This is a genomic window from Streptomyces sp. NPDC056160, assembly GCF_042268205.1.
Lineage (GTDB): Bacteria > Actinomycetota > Actinomycetes > Streptomycetales > Streptomycetaceae > Streptomyces.
Map to the genome: position 1 here is coordinate 36059 of NZ_JBHJUW010000038.1, position 15889 is coordinate 51947.

General features: G+C 72.3%; 14 protein-coding genes and 1 pseudogene. 9 read left to right on the forward strand and 6 right to left on the reverse strand.

All coding sequences use genetic code 11. The features are described 5' to 3' along the window. Window positions 1–21: 21 nt before the first annotated feature. The gene (locus ACFC02_RS16585) at window positions 22–801 is read right to left on the reverse strand and encodes an alpha/beta fold hydrolase (protein WP_360963320.1); all 780 of its coding nucleotides are present in this window, start codon (window positions 799–801) and stop codon (window positions 22–24) included. 212 nt (window positions 802–1013) lie between these two features. On the opposite strand from ACFC02_RS16585, the gene ACFC02_RS16590 reads away from it, so the two are divergent. The 5 genes from ACFC02_RS16590 (at window position 1014) to ACFC02_RS16610 (ending at window position 6080) form a co-directional block, all read left to right on the forward strand. Beyond that, a complete protein-coding gene (locus ACFC02_RS16590) occupies window positions 1014–1841 on the forward strand; it encodes a lysophospholipid acyltransferase family protein (protein ID WP_376357169.1) in 828 nt (275 codons plus the stop codon). Between the two features lie 41 nt (window positions 1842–1882). Then, entirely contained in the window at window positions 1883–3121 is a 1239-nt protein-coding gene (gene macS / locus ACFC02_RS16595; RefSeq protein WP_376357123.1) for a MacS family sensor histidine kinase, read from the forward strand. Further along, window positions 3118–3801 (forward strand): response regulator, encoded by a 684-nt coding sequence (locus ACFC02_RS16600; RefSeq protein WP_376357125.1) that lies wholly within the window; start codon window positions 3118–3120, stop codon window positions 3799–3801. Before macS ends, ACFC02_RS16600 begins: the two co-directional genes overlap by 4 nt. A 154-nt stretch (window positions 3802–3955) precedes the next feature. Continuing rightward, window positions 3956–4984, forward strand: coding sequence for a 6-phosphofructokinase (locus ACFC02_RS16605; RefSeq protein WP_376357127.1), 1029 nt, complete (start codon window positions 3956–3958; stop codon window positions 4982–4984). Between the two features lie 100 nt (window positions 4985–5084). Continuing rightward, window positions 5085–6080: a 2-hydroxyacid dehydrogenase gene (locus ACFC02_RS16610; RefSeq protein WP_376357129.1), complete on the forward strand. Its 996-nt coding sequence runs from the start codon at window positions 5085–5087 to the stop codon at window positions 6078–6080. Here ACFC02_RS16610 and ACFC02_RS16615 read toward each other — a convergent pair. Both ACFC02_RS16615 and ACFC02_RS16620 read right to left on the reverse strand, forming a co-directional pair. Continuing rightward, window positions 6032–7983 (reverse strand): annotated as a pseudogene (locus tag ACFC02_RS16615) (anthranilate synthase family protein). The gene ACFC02_RS16610 and the pseudogene ACFC02_RS16615 sit on opposite strands and share 49 nt — an antisense overlap. A 147-nt stretch (window positions 7984–8130) precedes the next feature. After that, window positions 8131–8193 (reverse strand): trp operon leader peptide, encoded by a 63-nt coding sequence (locus ACFC02_RS16620; protein ID WP_107474434.1) that lies wholly within the window; start codon window positions 8191–8193, stop codon window positions 8131–8133. Between the two features lie 75 nt (window positions 8194–8268). Here ACFC02_RS16620 and ACFC02_RS16625 point away from each other — a divergent pair, with 75 nt between their 5' ends. The 3 genes from ACFC02_RS16625 to ACFC02_RS16635 all read left to right on the forward strand — a co-directional run bounded on the left by ACFC02_RS16625 (window position 8269) and on the right by ACFC02_RS16635 (window position 11509). Then, window positions 8269–9600: a glycoside hydrolase domain-containing protein gene (locus ACFC02_RS16625; RefSeq protein ID WP_376357131.1), complete on the forward strand. Its 1332-nt coding sequence runs from the start codon at window positions 8269–8271 to the stop codon at window positions 9598–9600. 174 nt (window positions 9601–9774) lie between these two features. Next, window positions 9775–11094: a class II 3-deoxy-7-phosphoheptulonate synthase gene (locus ACFC02_RS16630; protein ID WP_360963311.1), complete on the forward strand. Its 1320-nt coding sequence runs from the start codon at window positions 9775–9777 to the stop codon at window positions 11092–11094. Between the two features lie 154 nt (window positions 11095–11248). Then, window positions 11249–11509 carry a (2Fe-2S)-binding protein gene (locus tag ACFC02_RS16635; RefSeq protein ID WP_360963064.1) on the forward strand — a complete coding sequence of 87 codons (261 nt, stop codon included), beginning with the start codon at window positions 11249–11251 and terminating at the stop codon, window positions 11507–11509. A 26-nt stretch (window positions 11510–11535) separates the two neighbouring features. On the opposite strand, the gene bfr is transcribed toward ACFC02_RS16635, so the two are convergent. Further along, a complete protein-coding gene (gene bfr, locus ACFC02_RS16640) occupies window positions 11536–12054 on the reverse strand; it encodes a bacterioferritin (RefSeq protein ID WP_376357134.1) in 519 nt (172 codons plus the stop codon). A gap of 180 nt (window positions 12055–12234) precedes the next feature. On the opposite strand from bfr, the gene ACFC02_RS16645 reads away from it, so the two are divergent. Further along, window positions 12235–12891, forward strand: coding sequence for a sulfite oxidase-like oxidoreductase (locus ACFC02_RS16645; RefSeq protein ID WP_376357136.1), 657 nt, complete (start codon window positions 12235–12237; stop codon window positions 12889–12891). 9 nt (window positions 12892–12900) lie between these two features. Here ACFC02_RS16645 and ACFC02_RS16650 read toward each other — a convergent pair whose 3' ends face one another. Further along, on the reverse strand, window positions 12901–13818 hold the full coding sequence (locus ACFC02_RS16650; RefSeq protein WP_376357138.1) for a deoxyribonuclease IV: 918 nt from the start codon (window positions 13816–13818) through the stop codon (window positions 12901–12903). A gap of 62 nt (window positions 13819–13880) precedes the next feature. Further along, window positions 13881–15821 carry a Stk1 family PASTA domain-containing Ser/Thr kinase gene (gene pknB, locus ACFC02_RS16655; RefSeq protein ID WP_376357140.1) on the reverse strand — a complete coding sequence of 647 codons (1941 nt, stop codon included), beginning with the start codon at window positions 15819–15821 and terminating at the stop codon, window positions 13881–13883. Between the last annotated feature and the right edge of the window lie 68 nt (window positions 15822–15889).

Below are 15889 nucleotides of genomic sequence, written 5' to 3' on the forward strand. Positions count from 1 at the left end.
CCCTCGCGGTCGGAGTCGTGCTCAGCCACCTGCGGCCGTCCCTTCCTTGCCGACACTGGGTGCGATCCGGCCGATGAAGGCGAGGCTCTCCTCGAAGATCCGGTCCGCGTCGTGGTCCAACGTCGCGACGTGGTAGCTCTGTTCCAGCAGGACCTCCGTGACGTCCACGGAGGAGACCCGGCCGAGGATCCGCGCCGAGTCGGCCGGCGGCACCACGTGGTCCTGCGGGCTGCGCAGGAGCAGCAGCGGCTGCGTGACCTGCGGAAGCTCCCCGTCCACCCGGCGGAAGAAGGTCCGCAGCGAGTGCGCGCAGTGCAGCGGTACCCGGTCGTAGCCCAGTTCCGCGCTGCCCTCCTTCGCGATGTCACTGGCGATCCCCTTCGCCGTGCGCACCAGGTGCCGGGCCACGGGCAGCGCGTACGCGGACAGGCCGTGCACCTTGTTGGCCGGGTTGACCACCACGACCCCGGCGACCGCGTCCCCGTGCCGGGCCGCGAGGCGCAGCGCCAGTGCCCCGCCCATGGACAGCCCGGCCACGAACACCTGCGCGCACCGCTCGCTCAGGGCGCGCAGCTCGCGGTCCACCTCCGCGTACCAGTCCTGCCAGCCGGTGAGCTGCATGTCCTCCCAGCGCGTGCCGTGCCCGGGCAGCAGCGGGAGGGAGACCGTCAGGCCCCGCTCGGCCAGGTGATCGGCCCAGGGGCGCAGCGACTGGGGGGAACCGGTGAAGCCGTGGCAGAGGAGGACGCCGACCTCCCCGCCCTCGTGGCGGAACGGCTCGGCTCCGGGGAGGACCGGCACGTCGGTCTCCTGTTCGTGAAGTGGGCTGGGCACGTCGATGACAGGTGTGCGCGGGGCAGGGTGGTGCGCCTGCGGCACACGGCCGCCGATCGCAGGTACTTCACCGTACGCGACGGCACTGACACCGACCAGGGCCGCAGGCGCCTTCCGCGTCGCCCCGGGTTATGGTCTGAGCGACACACACGGGAGGCAGTCGGTTGTTCTACGGCACGATGAAGGTCGCCATCGGGGGGCCGCTGAAGCTCGCCTTCAGGCCCTGGGTGGAGGGCGCGGAGAACATTCCGGCCGAGGGCCCCGCCATTCTGGCCAGCAATCACCTCTCGTTCTCGGACTCGTTCTTCCTGCCCACGATGCTCGACCGCAAGGTCACGTTCATCGCCAAGGCCGAGTACTTCACCACGCCCGGCGTGAAGGGTCGGCTGACCGCCGCGTTCTTCAAGGGCGTCGGCCAGCTCCCCGTGGACCGCTCCGGCGCCCGCGGCGCGGGCGAGGCGGCGGTGAAGAGCGGCATAGAGGTGCTGGAGCGCGGCGAGTTGTTCGGCATCTACCCCGAGGGCACCCGCTCGCCCGACGGCCGCCTCTACCGCGGCAAGCCGGGCGGCCTGGCCCGGGTGGCGCTGGCCACCGGGGCGCCGGTCATCCCGGTCGCCATGATCGACACGGAGAAGATCCAGCCGCCCGGGAAGGTCGTTCCCAAGCTGATGCGCCCCGGCATCAGGATCGGCAGGGCCCTCGACTTCAGCCGCTACCAGGGCATGGAGCACGACCGCTTCGTCCTGCGCGCCGTGACCGACGAGGTCATGTACGAGATCATGAAGCTCTCCGGCCAGGAGTACGTCGACATCTACGCGACCGCGGCCAAGCGCCAGATCGCGGAGGCGGCGAAGGCCGAGAAGGAAGCCGGGAAGGCCGAGAAGGAAGCCGGGAAGGCCGAGAAGGAAGCCGGGAAAGAGGCGGAGAAGGCGGCGCAGGCCGCTGCCGCGGAGGGCGGCCCCGCGGCCGGCGAGGGCCGCGCCGAGCGGGAGACGGGCGCGCAGTAGCCCCCGCCGGGGGGCGGGGACGGAACGGGGACCGGGGGGACATGGCCAGGCGCGAGCGCGTCATGAGGATGTCGGTCGAGCAGCCGCTGTGGCGTGCGCTCGCCGGCTACCGGGTGCTGACCCTGTTCTACGCGGTCGGCCTGTTCGCCACCGCCTACGGCCGCTTCCCCCGCCCCGGGGTCGCCATCGCCTACTACTGCGTGCTGTTCGTGTGGACGCTGGCCACCCTGCCCAGGGTCGCGAGCGCCGCGCACTGCACCAAGCTCTTCCTCGCCGCCGACCTGGCGCTGGCGGTGGGCGGCATCCTGCTCACCCCGCTCGCGGACGCGCACGCGCGGATCGCGGACGGCGGCCCGACGCTGCCGTCGATATGGACGGCCGGTTCCGTCCTCGCCTTCGCCGTCAAGGGCGGCTGGCGCTGGGCCGCCGTGGCCTCCACCGCCGTCGCCCTCGCCAACCTGGTCGAGCGCGGCACCCCGGCCCGCGACACCGTGCACAACGTGATGCTGGTCTGGGTCGCCTCCATCGCCATCGGCTACGTCGTCGAGGTGGCCCGCGCCTCCGAACGCACCCTGGCCCGCGCCCTGGAGATCGAGGCGGCGACCAGGGAACGCGAGCGGCTGGCCCGCGACATCCACGACGGCGTGCTCCAGGTGCTGGCGATGGTGCAGCGGCGCGGCGCGGTCATCGGCGGCGAGGCGGCGGAGCTGGGCCGGCTGGCGGGTGAGCAGGAGGTGGCGCTGCGCACCCTCGTCTCCGGCGGGCTGGTGCCCGTCTCGCGAGTCTCCGAGAGCGCGGCCGACGGCGCGGTCGTCCGGGTCGTCGAGGACGACGGGTACGACGGGGAGGGGGGCGAGGAGCCCGTCGACCTGCGCGCGCTGCTCGCCCCGTACGCCGGTTCCCGTACCGCGCTGGCCGAGCCGGGCGCCCCGGTGCCGCTGCCGGCCGCTGTGGCCCGGCAGGTGGCCGCGGCGGTCGGGGCCGCGCTGGACAACGTACGGCACCACGTGGGCGAGGACGCGCGGGCCTGGATCCTGGTGGAGGACGAGCCGGACGCGGTGCTGGTGACGGTGCGGGACGAGGGGCCGGGCATCCCCGAGGGGCGGCTCGCGCAGGCCGAGGGCGAGGGCAGACTCGGTGTGGCCCAGTCGATCCGGGGCCGGCTGCGTGACGTCGGCGGCAGAGCCGAGCTGATCTCGGTGCCCGGGCAGGGCACGGAAGTCGAACTGAACGTACCGAAGCGGGCGAAGCCGGCCCGGGGGAAGACGGAGGGCCGATGAGCGCACAGCAGGAACCGATCAGGGTGATGGTGGTCGACGACCACCCCATGTGGCGGGACGCCGTCGCCCGTGACCTGGCCGGGTCCGGGTTCGAGGTGGTCGCCACGGCGGGCGACGGCGAGCAGGCGGTGCGCCGGGCCAAGGCCGCGGCGCCCGACGTGCTCGTGCTCGACCTCAACCTGCCCGCGAAGCCCGGCGCCCAGGTCTGCAAGGAACTCGTCGCGCACAACCCCGCGTTGCGGGTGCTGGTGCTCTCCGCGAGCGGTGAGCACGCCGACGTGCTGGAGGCCGTGAAGTCGGGGGCGACCGGCTATCTGCTGAAGTCGGCCTCGACGGAGGAGCTGCTGGACGCCGTGCGCCGGACCGCCGTCGGTGACCCGGTGTTCACCCCCGGTCTGGCCGGGCTGGTCCTCGGCGAGTACCGGCGCCTGGCCGCCGAACCCGTGCCCGCCGACGCCGCGGCCGACGGCGGCCCGAAGGCCCCGCGCCTGACGGAGCGCGAGACGGAGGTGCTGCGCCTGGTGGCCAAGGGCCTGAGCTACAAGCAGATCGCCGAACGCCTGGTCATCTCGCACCGCACCGTCCAGAACCACGTGCAGAACACCCTCGGCAAGCTCCAGTTGCACAACCGGGTGGAACTGGTCCGGTACGCCATCGAACGCGGACTCGACGGCGAGTAAACCGCCGTACCCGGCCCACCCACTCTTTCGAGCGGATTTGCCGTGATCAACTACCGGACATTCCACCGGAATTGACTTTTCCGCCCATGTCGGAGTGACGTGGGTCACCATTAACGTGCCCTTCACCAGGTAACCGTGGCGAAGGGACATTTCCATGCGCGTCGGAGTACTGACCGGTGGCGGCGACTGCCCCGGGCTCAACGCCGTCATCCGGGGTGTCGTCCGCAAGGGCGTCCAGGAGTACGGCTACGACTTCGTCGGCTTCCGGGACGGCTGGCGCGGCCCCCTGGACAACGACACCGTCCGCCTCGACATCCCCGCCGTCCGCGGCATCCTCCCGCGCGGCGGCACCATCCTCGGCTCCTCGCGCACCAACCCGCTCAAGCAGGAGGGCGGCATCCGGCGCATCAAGGACAACCTCGCCAAGCAGGAGGTCGAGGCGCTCATCGCGATCGGCGGCGAGGACACCCTGGGGGTGGCCGCGCGACTGAGCGACGAGTACGGCGTGCCCTGCGTCGGCGTGCCCAAGACCATCGACAACGACCTGTCGGCCACCGACTACACCTTCGGTTTCGACACCGCCGTAGGCATCGCCACCGAGGCCATCGACCGCCTGCACACCACCGCCGAGTCCCACATGCGGGTCCTGGTCTGCGAGGTGATGGGCCGTCACGCGGGCTGGATCGCCCTGCACTCCGGCCTCGCCGGCGGCGCGAACGTCATCCTCGTCCCCGAGCAGCGCTTCGACGTCGACCAGGTCTGCGCCTGGATCACCTCCCGCTTCAAGGCGTCCTACGCCCCGATCGTGGTCGTCGCCGAGGGCGCCATGCCCAAGGACGGCCAGATGGTGCTCAAGGACGGGTCGCTGGACTCCTTCGGGCACGTCCGCCTCTCCGGGGTCGGCGAGTGGCTGGCCAAGGAGATCGAGAAGCGCACCGGCAAGGAGGCGCGGACCACCGTCCTCGGGCACATCCAGCGCGGCGGCACGCCCAGCGCCTTCGACCGCTGGCTCGCCACCCGCTTCGGCCTGCACGCCGTCGACTGCGTCCACGACGGCGACTTCGGCAAGATGGTCGCCCTGCGCGGCACCGACATCGTCCGCGTCCCGATCGCCGAGGCCACCGCCAAGCTGAAGACCGTGGACCCGAAGCTGTACGAGGAGGCCGGGGTCTTCTTCGGCTGACCGCAAGGGACCGACGGGACCGGTCGCGAGGGGTATGAGCCGTACGGCCCCCGTACATCCCCGTATATTCGGCTCATACCCCACCAGAACGGGAGTCGCCGTGGAGATCCTGGCCTTCGGAGTGCAGGCCGACGAGAAGCCCCTGATCGAGCACGCCTTCCGGGACCACCAGGAGGTCCGCTGCCTGGACGTCTTCCTCAACGAGGACACCGCGCCCATCGCCGCCGGCTACGAGATCGTCTCCACCAGCGTCAACGCCCAACTCGGCGCCCGCGTCCTGGAGACCCTCGCGGCCGGCGGCACCCGGCTGGTCGCCCAGCGCTCCACCGGCTTCAACAACATCGACCTGCACGCCGCCGAACGGCTCGGCATGACGGTCGCCCGGGTCTCGTTCTACTCGCCCTACGCGGTCGCCGAGTTCGCCTGGACGCTCGCCCTCGCGGTCAACCGGCGCATCGTGCGCGCCTCCACCCGCACCCGCGACTTCGACTTCCGGCTCGACGGGCTGATGGGCCGCGACCTGCACGGCCGCACCGCAGGAGTGCTCGGCACCGGCAAGATCGGCGAGGCGTTCGCCCGGATCGCCCACGGCTTCGGCATGCGGCTGCTGGGCTGGGACATCGCCGAGAACCCCGCCTGCATGGAACTCGGCATGACGTACGTCCACAAGGACCAGCTCCTCGCCGAGTCCGACCTGGTCTCCCTGCACGTGCCGCTGATGCCCCAGACCCAGCACCTCATCGACGCGGACGCCCTGAAGGCGATGAAGGACGACGCGATCCTGGTGAACTCCAGCCGCGGCGGCCTCGTCGACACCGCGGCCCTCGTCACCGAACTGCGCGAGGGCCGCTTCACCGGCGTCGGCCTGGACGTCTACGAGTCCGAGGCGGGTCTGTTCTTCCTCGACAAGTCCCTGGAGGCCATCGAGGACGACATCCTGGCCCGCCTGGTCACCTTCCCCAACGTCCTGGTCACCTCCCACCAGGCGTACTACACCGAGGACGCCCTGCGGCAGATCGTCGGCACCACCGTGCGCAACGTCCTGGACTACAAGGCGGGCCGCCGCTCGGAGAACGTGCTGGTCCCGCGCAGCTGACCCACCAGGCCCGTCACGATCGACGCCCCGTTCAGCGTCAGCACCGACTCCGGGTGGAACTGCACCGACGCGAACCCGCTCCCCGGCGCGCCCGCGAGCCCGCGCAGTGCGTGCACCTCACCGTTCGCGCCGCGGCTCACCTCGATGCCGTGCGCGGCCAGCTCGGCGTGGACCTCGTCGTCGCAGCGCGCCACGAAGCTGTTGTAGAAGCCGACCGTCTCCGGCCGGCCGAACAGGTCGACCGTCGTCTGCGCACCCTGGTACGGCACCTCCTTGCGGACGATCTCCAGGCCCAGCTCGGCCGCGATCAGCTCGTGCCCGAGGCAGACGCCGAGCACGCCGTGCCGGTGCGCGGCGATCACCTCGGCGGTCAGCGCGCGCAGCATCCGCATCTTCGCATCGTCCAGGTCGGACGGGTCGCCGGGGCCGGGCCCGAGCACGACCGGCCCCTCGTGCGCGAGGACGGCCGCGCGCAGCCCGGGCTCGTCGTAGCGGCGGACGGTGACCTCAAGACCCGAGGACCGCAGGACGTGCGCGAGCATCGCGGTGAACGTGTCCTCGCCGTCCACCACCAGCGCGTGCCCCGACAGCACGTCCGACGTCTCCTGCATCCGCAGCCAGAACGGCGCCAGCGAGGCCCGGCGCCCGTCCAGCGCCGCCCGCACCCGCGGGTCGTCGGCGAGGCGCGGCCGCTCCCGCTCCGCGCGCGGCCGGGCGGGCCGTACGCCCAGGGCGGCCAGCACGCCCGCCGCCTTCGCATGGGTCTCGGCCACCTCGCTCGCCGGGTCGGAGCCGCGCACCAGCGTCGCGCCGACCGGGACCCGCAGCCGCCCGGCCGCGTCGATGTCGGCGGTGCGGATCAGGATGGGGGAGTCCAGGGTCTGCGCGCCGCCCGCGTCCCGGCCGAGCAGGGCCAGGGCGCCCGCGTAGTAGCCGCGCCCGCCGACCTCGTGGCGTTCGATGACCCGGCAGGCGTTCTGCACCGGCGACCCGGTGACGGTCGCCGCGAACATGGTCTTTCTGAGCACCTCGCGCACGTCCAGCGAGGAGCGGCCGCGCAGCTCGTACTCGGTGTGCGCGAGGTGCGCCATCTCCTTCAGCCGGGGCCCGACCACGACCCCGCCCATGTCGCCGACGGTGCACATCATCTTCAGTTCCTCGTCGACGACCATCGACAGCTCCTCGATCTCCTTGCCGTCGGCGAGGAAACCGAGCAGGTGCTCGGGGGTCGGCCCCTCGGCGGGGTAGCGGTACGTGCCGCTGATCGGGTTCATGACGACCGTGCCGCCGGACATCCGCACATGCACCTCGGGGCTCGCGCCCACCAGCGTGCGCCCCGCCTCCCACCCCCGCCCTTGCGAGGAAGGCCCTTCGGGCCCCTTCCGGTCTCCGGTGTGCACGACGAACGTCCAGTACGCCCCCCGCTCGCCCTCCAGCAGCCGCCGGAACAGCGCCAGCGCGTCGGCCCGGCCGAAGCCCGGGATCCCGCCCTCGTACGTCCGCCGGATCACGAAGTTGGCGCCCTCGCCCGTGCCGATCTCCTCACGCAGCACCCGCCCGACGATCCGCGCGTACTCCTCGTCACCGACGTCGAAACCGCCGCCCTCGACGCGGACCTCGTGCGCGGGCAGCTGCGCCAGCGCCTCGGCGAGCGGCAGGGTGTACGTCTCCTCCGGGGTCAGCACCGTCAGCGGGGTGCCGTCGTCGCGGACGTCGAAGCCCCGCTCGCGGATCTGCCGGAACGGGACCAGGGCCAGAGCCCCTCCTCGGGCAGGTCGGCCAGGCGCTCGCACGTGGACACCGGGCCGAGGAGCACCTCGACCAGGTCGTGGTCGTGTCCGGGCGTGCGGCGCCTGAGCAGGGCGAAGGGGCGCTCGTCGTGCAGGAGCCGTGCCAGGTCCAGGTCCATGGGTCCTCTTCCGTCGATGAGAGTGACCACCGCCGCGATCACTGTCGTGATCGATGCCGTGATCGATGTCGGTGAGGAACGACCCCGAAAACGCCGAAGGCCGCCCCTCGGGCGGCCTTCGCGAAGTCTGGATACGCGCAGTCAGCGGGCCGCCGGAGAAGCGGTCCACCACCAGTTCTGGATCTGGGTCGAGTGCGCGAACATGCCCCGCACCTTACCGCACCCGGCGCGCGGGGTCGCCCGGACGCACCACACGCCGGTTTCACCCGGGCACGGGAGGTGGAAGGAGGGCGGGCGTCCGAGCCCCGCCCGACCGAGGAGCCCGCCATCCGCCCACCACGCCCGCCCCGGCCCCACCCGCACTCCTCCCGCCCGTACCGCCGTACGCCCCGCGCCCGGGCCTTCCTGTCCGCGCTGACCGCCTGCGCCGCCCTCGCGGTCGGCGCCACAGGCGTTCCGGCCGCCGCCGGCACCGCGTCCGGTGGCCCGCCCAGTGGGCCGTCCGGCGGCGCGACGAGGACCGTCGCCTACCGCGGCCACACCTTCACCGTCCCCGCCGGCTGGGAGGTCGTCGACCTCGCCGCGCACCCCTCGGCCTGCGTCCGCTTCGACCGGCACGCCGTCTACCTGGGCGATCCGGGCGGGGACCAGGACTGCCCGGCCCGGGTCGCCGGCAGCACCGAGGCGCTGTGGGTGCGGCCGGCCACCGCGGCGAAGGCCGCCGTCACCGAGAACCGCACCGCCCACCTCTTCCACGCCACGGCGGCGGCCGAAGGGATCGCCGTCACGGCCCCCTACCGCGACGACCGGGCCACGGTCGAACGCGTGCTGGACAGCGCGGGGCTGCCCGTCTCCGCCGCGCGCTCCGAGACCGCGGACCCCGCCGTGTCCGTCCCGGCCCTTCCCGCCGACGCCACCGCCCACCGGGGGAAGGGCTTCGACACCTGTACGGCGCCGGGCCAGAGCGCCATGGACGCCTGGAAGGCCGGCTCGCCCTACGGCGCCGTCGGCATCTACATCGGCGGCGTCAACCGCGGCTGCGCCCAGGCGAACCTCACTGCCGGCTGGGTGCGCACCCAGTACGCCAAGGGCTGGCGCCTCCTCCCGCTCTACGTCGGCCCGCAGCCGGCCGCCGACGCCGGGAGCTGCACCGCCGGCTGCGCGGCCATCACCGACCCGGCGGCCCAGGGGAAGGCCGCCGCCGACGACGCCGTCGCCCAGGCCGGCGCGCTCGGGCTGGGCAAGGGCTCGGTGCTCTACAACGACCTGGAGCAGTACACGCCCGGCGCCGCCCTCACCGCCCGCGTCCTCGGCTACCTAGAGGCCTGGACCGGCCGGCTGCACGAGCTGGGCTACCGCTCCGGGGCGTACGGCAGCGTCTCCTCCCTGGTCGCCGACCTGGTCGGCAACGCCACCAGGACCACCCTGCCGGACGTGATCCACTTCGCGCGCTGGAACGACGAGGCCGTCACCACCGACGCGGCCCTGCCCGCCGCCCTGTGGACCGACGGGCAGCGCGTCCACCAGTACGCGGGGGACCGGACCGAGACGTACGGCGGCTCGAAGATCAACGTCGACCGGAACCAGCTGGACGTGGGGACCGGCGCGTGAGGGCGGCCGGAAGGCCCGGGCCCGCCTGAGACGGCGCGATCTGTTCCCCGCCGGGTGCGGGGTGCCGGGTGCCGGCTCCCCGGGACCCGGTGTCCCACAGTTTGGGCATGGGGCCGGCACCGCGCACGCAGCCCGTAGGCTGGGGGCGTGAACCCAAACGCCTCCATCATCGACATGAACACCTGGCGAGACCTCCCGGCGGCCCAGCAGCCGGAGTATCCGGACCAGGGCGCTCTCCGTAAGGTGATCACCGAGTTGGAGAGCTTCCCGCCGCTCGTCTTCGCCGGGGAGTGCGACAACCTGCGTGCCCGGATGGCGGCCGTCGCCAAGGGAGAGGCGTTCCTCCTCCAGGGCGGCGACTGCGCCGAGGCGTTCGACGCGGTGTCCGCCGACGACATCAGGGCCAAGCTCAAGACGCTCCTGCAGATGGGCGCCGTGCTGACGTACGCCGCCTCGGTGCCGGTGGTGAAGGTCGGCCGGATCGCCGGCCAGTACTCCAAGCCGCGCTCCAAGCCGACCGAGACCCGCGACGGCGTGACCCTGCCGACCTACCGCGGCGACTCCGTCAACGGCTTCGACTTCACCGAGGCCGCCCGCGTCCCCGACCCCGAGCGGCTGAAGCGGATGTACCACGCCTCGGCCTCCACGCTGAACCTGGTGCGCGCCTTCACCACCGGCGGCTACGCCGACCTGCGCCAGGTGCACGCCTGGAACCAGGACTTCGTGAAGTCGTCCCCCTCCGGTCAGCGCTACGAGCAGCTCGCCCGCGAGATCGACAACGCGCTGAACTTCATGCGGGCCTGCGGCACCGACCCGGAGGAGTTCAAGACCGTCGAGTTCTTCTCCTCGCACGAGGCGCTGCTGCTCGACTACGAGACGGCGCTCACCCGCGTCGACTCGCGCACCGGACAGCTCTACGACGTCTCCGGGCACATGGTGTGGATCGGCGAGCGCACCCGGCAGCTGGACCACGCGCACATCGAGTTCGCCTCGAAGATCCGCAACCCGATCGGTGTGAAGCTCGGTCCGACCACGACGGCCGAGGAGGCGCTGCAGTACATCGAGCGCCTGGACCCGGACCGTGAGCCCGGCCGGCTGACCTTCGTCGTCCGCATGGGCGCCGACAAGGTCCGCGACAAGCTGCCCGAGCTGGTCGAGAAGGTCACCGCTTCGGGCGCGACCGTGGCCTGGGTGACCGACCCGATGCACGGCAACACCTTCGAGGCGGCCTCCGGGCACAAGACCCGCCGCTTCGACGACGTGCTCGACGAGGTCAAGGGCTTCTTCGAGGTGCACAAGGAGCTGGGCACGCACCCCGGCGGCATCCACGTCGAGCTGACCGGTGACGACGTCACCGAGTGCGTGGGCGGCGGCGACGAGATCTTCGTCGACGACCTGCACCAGCGCTACGAGACGGCCTGCGACCCGCGGCTCAACCGCAGCCAGTCCCTTGACCTGGCCTTCCTCGTCGCGGAGATGTACCGCGACCAGTGAGGCATCGGGCCGCCTGAAGGGGTGGGGCGCGGATCACATACGGTCCGCGCCCCACCCGCTTTCACAGGCCAGGAGCTGACGGTAAGGTTAGGTTTGCCTCACCGAGAAGTCGGGGCGGCACCACTGATCGATCCCGGCGGGAGGTGAGCGAAGCGTGTACGTCTGCAGTTGCTTCGGCATCACCGAGCAGCAGGTCAAGCAGCACGCGGAGAGCGGCGCCTGCACGCCCCGCCAGATCGCCTCGGCCTGCAAGGCGGGCACGGACTGCGGTGGTTGCGTCCGTCGCATTCAGGCGCTGCTCGGCCGGGGCGCCTGCCCGCGCCGTGAACTGATCGAGCGCCGCGCCCCGGCCCTCGCCCGGCTCGCCCCGCAGGCCGACGGCGCCGCCCCGGAGGAACTGGGCGACGCCGCCTGAGGAACCCGTCCGGCCGGGTGGCCCCGTCAGTGGGCGGAGAAGCCGCCGGTGCCGGGGCCCGACGAGTCCGGCTGGCTCTGTTCGATGACCGTCGAGAGGTACAGCGCCTCGCCCAGCTTGTCGACCAGCTCCAACTGGGTGTCCAGGTAGTCGATGTGGTGTTCCTCGTCGGCCAGGATCGCCTCGAAGACGTTGGCCGACGTGATGTCGCCCTTGTCGCGCATCACCTCCACGCCGCGGCGCAGCCGGTCGATGGCCTCCACCTCGATCTGCCGGTCGGCCCGGAACATCTCGGTCACCGTCTGCCCGACCTGCACGTGGAAGAGCCGCTGGTAGTTGGGCAGGCCGTCAAGCAGCAGGATGCGGTCGGTGAGGATCTCCGCATGCCGCATCTCGTCGAACGACTCGGCCCGGGTGTACTCGGCGAGCTTGGACCACCCCTTGTGGTCCTGGAGCTTGGCGTGCAGGAAGTACTGGTTGATCGCGGTCAGCTCGGCGGTGAGCTGCTCGTTGAGCAGTTCGATGACCTCGGGGTCGCCTTGCATGCGGAGAACTCCTTCTGGGCTGACGGGCCTGACTGGGACGATTTGGGCCGGTACGGTCCGATAGCGCCGCATGATTGCACCGGCACCTACACTCGTCCAGTAAGTGCACACTTATGCGAGTTGTCCGAATGCATGCGGGGCTGGTCATGTGCACCCCGCCCGGTCTGTCAGGATGGAGGCATGGGTCAGCCGGTGGAACGCTCGTCTGGGGAGGCGTCGGGAGCAGCGCGGGGAGCGGCGGCACAGCCGGAGCTTCCGCCGGGGCAGCGGCTGCAGCGCGGCTGGCCTGTCACCCACTACGGGCCGGTGCCCAAGTTCCGCCCCGAGCGCTGGGACTTCCGGGTCTTCGGCGCGACCGCCGACGGCGAGAAGCACTGCTGGACCCACGAGGAGTTCACGGCCCTGCCGTACACCACGCGCGTCGCCGACCTGCACTGCGTGACGAAGTTCAGCATGCTCGGCGCCGAGTGGGGCGGCATCCCGGCCCGTACGGTCCTGGACATCGCGCCGCCCGCGCCGGACGTCACCCATGTGATGGTCTGGGCGGAGTACGGCTTCAGTTCCAACCTGCGCCTCGCGGACTTCACGGCCGCAACCACCCTCTTCGCCACCCACAAGGACGGCGAACTGCTCACCGCCGAGCACGGCTTCCCGCTCCGCCTGATCGTCCCCCACCTGTACGCCTGGAAGGGCCCCAAGTGGGTCCGGGGCGTGGAGTACATGACCACGGACCGCCGTGGCTTCTGGGAGGAACGCGGATACCACAACATCGGCGACCCCTGGAAGGAACAGCGCTACTCCTACCAGGAGGAAGCCGAGGACGGCCCGGGGCTGTGAGGCTCCGGCTCAGCCGTCCCTGAGCCGCTTCAGACGGGCCACGTCCGCCGCGTGCCCCTCCTTGCCGCCCGGCGTCTCGATGACCAGCGGCACGCCCGCGGTCGCCGGGTGCGCCATCAGGGCGCGGAACGGATCCTCGCCGATGTGGCCCGCGCCGATGTTCTCGTGCCGGTCCTTGTGGGCACCCGCCACGTCCTTGGAGTCGTTGGCGTGGATGAGCCTCAGCCGTCCCTCGCCGACGGTGTCAACCAGCAGGTCGAGCGTCTGGCGCATCCCGTCCGGGCCGGTCAGGTCGTGCCCGGCGGCGAAGATGTGGCAGGTGTCCAGGCACACGCCCAGCTTCGGATGGGCGTCCAGTGCCTCGAAGTACGGTCCGAAGTCCCAGGTGCGCGAGCACAGCGACGCGCCCTGGCCCGCGGTCGACTCCAGGAGCAGGTACGGGTCGTCGTCATGGGTCAGCTCGTCGAGCAGCGGCAGCATGTGCTCCCGTACCTGCTTCAGCGCCACCGCCCGGTCCCGGCCGCCGGTGGCGCTCCCGGTGTGCACGACGACGCCCAGCGCGCCGATCTCGCGCCCGCGCCGCAGCGAGTGCCGCAGCGAGTGGACCGAGCGCTCCACGGTCGCCTCGGTGTGCGAGCCGAAGTTGATCAGGTAGGGCGCGTGGACGTAGGCCGGGACGGACTCCTCGGCACAGGCCGCGCGGAACGCCTCGTCCTGGCGCGGGTCACCGGCCGGCGTCGCCCAGCCGCGCGGGTTGGCGACGAAGACCTGCACCGTCTCGGCCCCCAGCTCACGGGCGTAGGACAGGCCGACGCGGTGGAGACCGCCGGCCACCGGGACATGGCCGCCGACCGGATTGCGGAGGGCGACCGGTTCGCGGACGGCGCCGGGCCGGGAGGGGGAAGCGGGGGACGGCTGACTGCTCACCCGTTCAGGGTGTCACGACGGCCCGCGGCCGGTGGCGGCGGGCCGTCGTGATCCCCGTCTCGTCACCTGATGGTGATCTTGATAGTGGACCCCTTCGGCGCCTGCTCGCCGCCCACCACCGACTGCTTCTTCACGGTGTCGCCGAACAGCCCGAGGAACCCGCGGTCCTCCTCGACCTGGAAACCGGCGTCCCGCAGTGCCTTCTTCGCGTCGTCGACGCTGTCTCCCGTCACGTCCGGGACCTCGACCATCTCCGGGCCCTTGGACAGCGTCAGCGTGACCGTCTCGCCCTCGGCCGCCTTGCCGTCGGCCGCCGGGGTCTGCCGGGCGACCTGGCCCTTGTCGAACTCGGAGTTGACCTGCTCGGAGGCGACCGTCACCTTCAGGCCCGCGTCCTCCAGGTCGGACTTCGCCTGATCCAGGTCCTCACCCGTGACGTCCGGGACGTCCACCGGGCGGCCCTTGCTGACCACGAGCGCTATCGCCGAGCCCGCGTGCCGCGCGGTGCCCGGGTCGGGGTTCGTGCTGATCACCGAGCCCGCGGTGACGTCCTCGCTGAACGCGCGGCTCACCATGCCCGGCTCCAGCCCGGCCTTCTTCAGCAGGCCCTGGGCCGCGCCCAGCGGGCGGCCCTTGAGATCCGGCACCTTCACGGTCTCCGGGCCGTCGGAGACGGTGAGGGTCACCCCGTCGTGGCTGCGGATCCGGGCGCCCGCGGCGGGGTCCGTGCTGATGACCGTGCCGCGCCTCACGGTGTCGCTGTAGGCGTGCTCGACGGCCTTGACATCGAGCCCGGCCTTCCCGAGCCGCGCCCGGGCCTGCGTCTCGGTCTTCGCCAGCAGCGGCGGCACCTTCGTGAACTGGCCGGAGTTGATGTACCACACGCCACCGCCGACACCGAGGACCAGCAGGACGGCGGCGACCACGGTCAGCACCAGCCGCCGGGGCCGCCGCCCCGGGCGCCGGGCCGCGAGAGCCGCGGGCGTCTCCAGGCGGCTGGTGCGGTGGAGCGCGGCCCCGGTCGCGGCGGCTTCGGCGTCCTCGTCGACGGGCAGCGGGCGCGGCACCGTCAGCGCGCGCGGGATCACGCTCGTACGGTCCTGGGCGTTGTCGTGCCCGGCGCTGCGGGCCTGCGGCGGCAGGGCGTCCAGCTGCTGCGCGGTGAGCGCCGCGCGGGCCTCGCGGACCCGGGCGAGCAGCGCCACGGCGTCGTGCGGGCGGACGTCCGGGGTGCGCGCGGTGGCCGCCGCGACCAGCTCGTCCAGCGCGAACGGCAGTCCGGGGACGGTGGCGGAGGGGGCCGGCACGTCCTCGTGCAGGTGCTGGTACAACACCTGGGCGGGGCTGTCGCCCTGGTGGGGCTTGCCACCGGTGAGCATCTCGTACAGCACGACACCGCACGCGTACACGTCGACCCGGGGATCGGCGGTGCCCTGCTTGATCTGCTCGGGGGCGAGGTAGGAGACGGTCCCGAGGACGGCGCCGGTGGTGCTGGTGACCGAGTCCACGGCCCGGACCAGTCCGAAGTCGGCGACCTTGACCCGGCCGTCGTCCCCTATCAGGACGTTCTCCGGCTTCATGTCCCGGTGCACGAACCCGGCGCGGTGCGCCGCACCGAGCGCCGCGAGCACCGGCTCCAGGATGTCCAGCGCGGCCCGCGGCTGGAGCGCCCCGCGCTCGCGCAGCACGTCACGCAGCGTGCAGCCGGCGATGTACTCCATGGCCAGGTAGACGTACGACCCGTCGGTGCCCTGGTCGAAGACCTGCACCACGTTCGGGTGGTCCAGGCGGGCCACCGACTTGGCCTCCCGTATGAACCGCTCCACGAACGAACCGTCGGCCGCGAGCGCGGGGTGCATCACCTTGAGCGCGAGAACGCGGTCCAGGCGGGTGTCCAGGCCCCGGTAGACCGTGGCCATCCCGCCGACGGCGATCCGCGCGTCGACGCGATACCGGCCGTCGAGCACCTGCCCGACGAGAGGGTCCTGAAGGGTCGTATCCACGCAGGGGAGTCTACGAGCCGCCACGGACACCCGAGCCGCCGAGCGGGCCCCCACCCCGGGACTGCAGC

Bases quoted from the DNA above. Each gene is read 5' to 3' on its own strand.
- ACFC02_RS16590 (WP_376357169.1), top strand. From the start codon at position 1,014: ATGAAGGTCGCCATCGGGGGGCCGCTGAAGCTCGCCTTCAGGCCCTGG.
- macS (WP_376357123.1), top strand. From the start codon at position 1,883: ATGGCCAGGCGCGAGCGCGTCATGAGGATGTCGGTCGAGCAGCCGCTG.
- ACFC02_RS16600 (WP_376357125.1), top strand. From the start codon at position 3,118: ATGAGCGCACAGCAGGAACCGATCAGGGTGATGGTGGTCGACGACCAC.
- ACFC02_RS16605 (WP_376357127.1), top strand. From the start codon at position 3,956: ATGCGCGTCGGAGTACTGACCGGTGGCGGCGACTGCCCCGGGCTCAAC.
- ACFC02_RS16630 (WP_360963311.1), top strand. From the start codon at position 9,775: ATGAACACCTGGCGAGACCTCCCGGCGGCCCAGCAGCCGGAGTATCCG.
- bfr (WP_376357134.1), bottom strand. From the start codon at position 12,054: ATGCAAGGCGACCCCGAGGTCATCGAACTGCTCAACGAGCAGCTCACC.
- ACFC02_RS16645 (WP_376357136.1), top strand. From the start codon at position 12,235: ATGGGTCAGCCGGTGGAACGCTCGTCTGGGGAGGCGTCGGGAGCAGCG.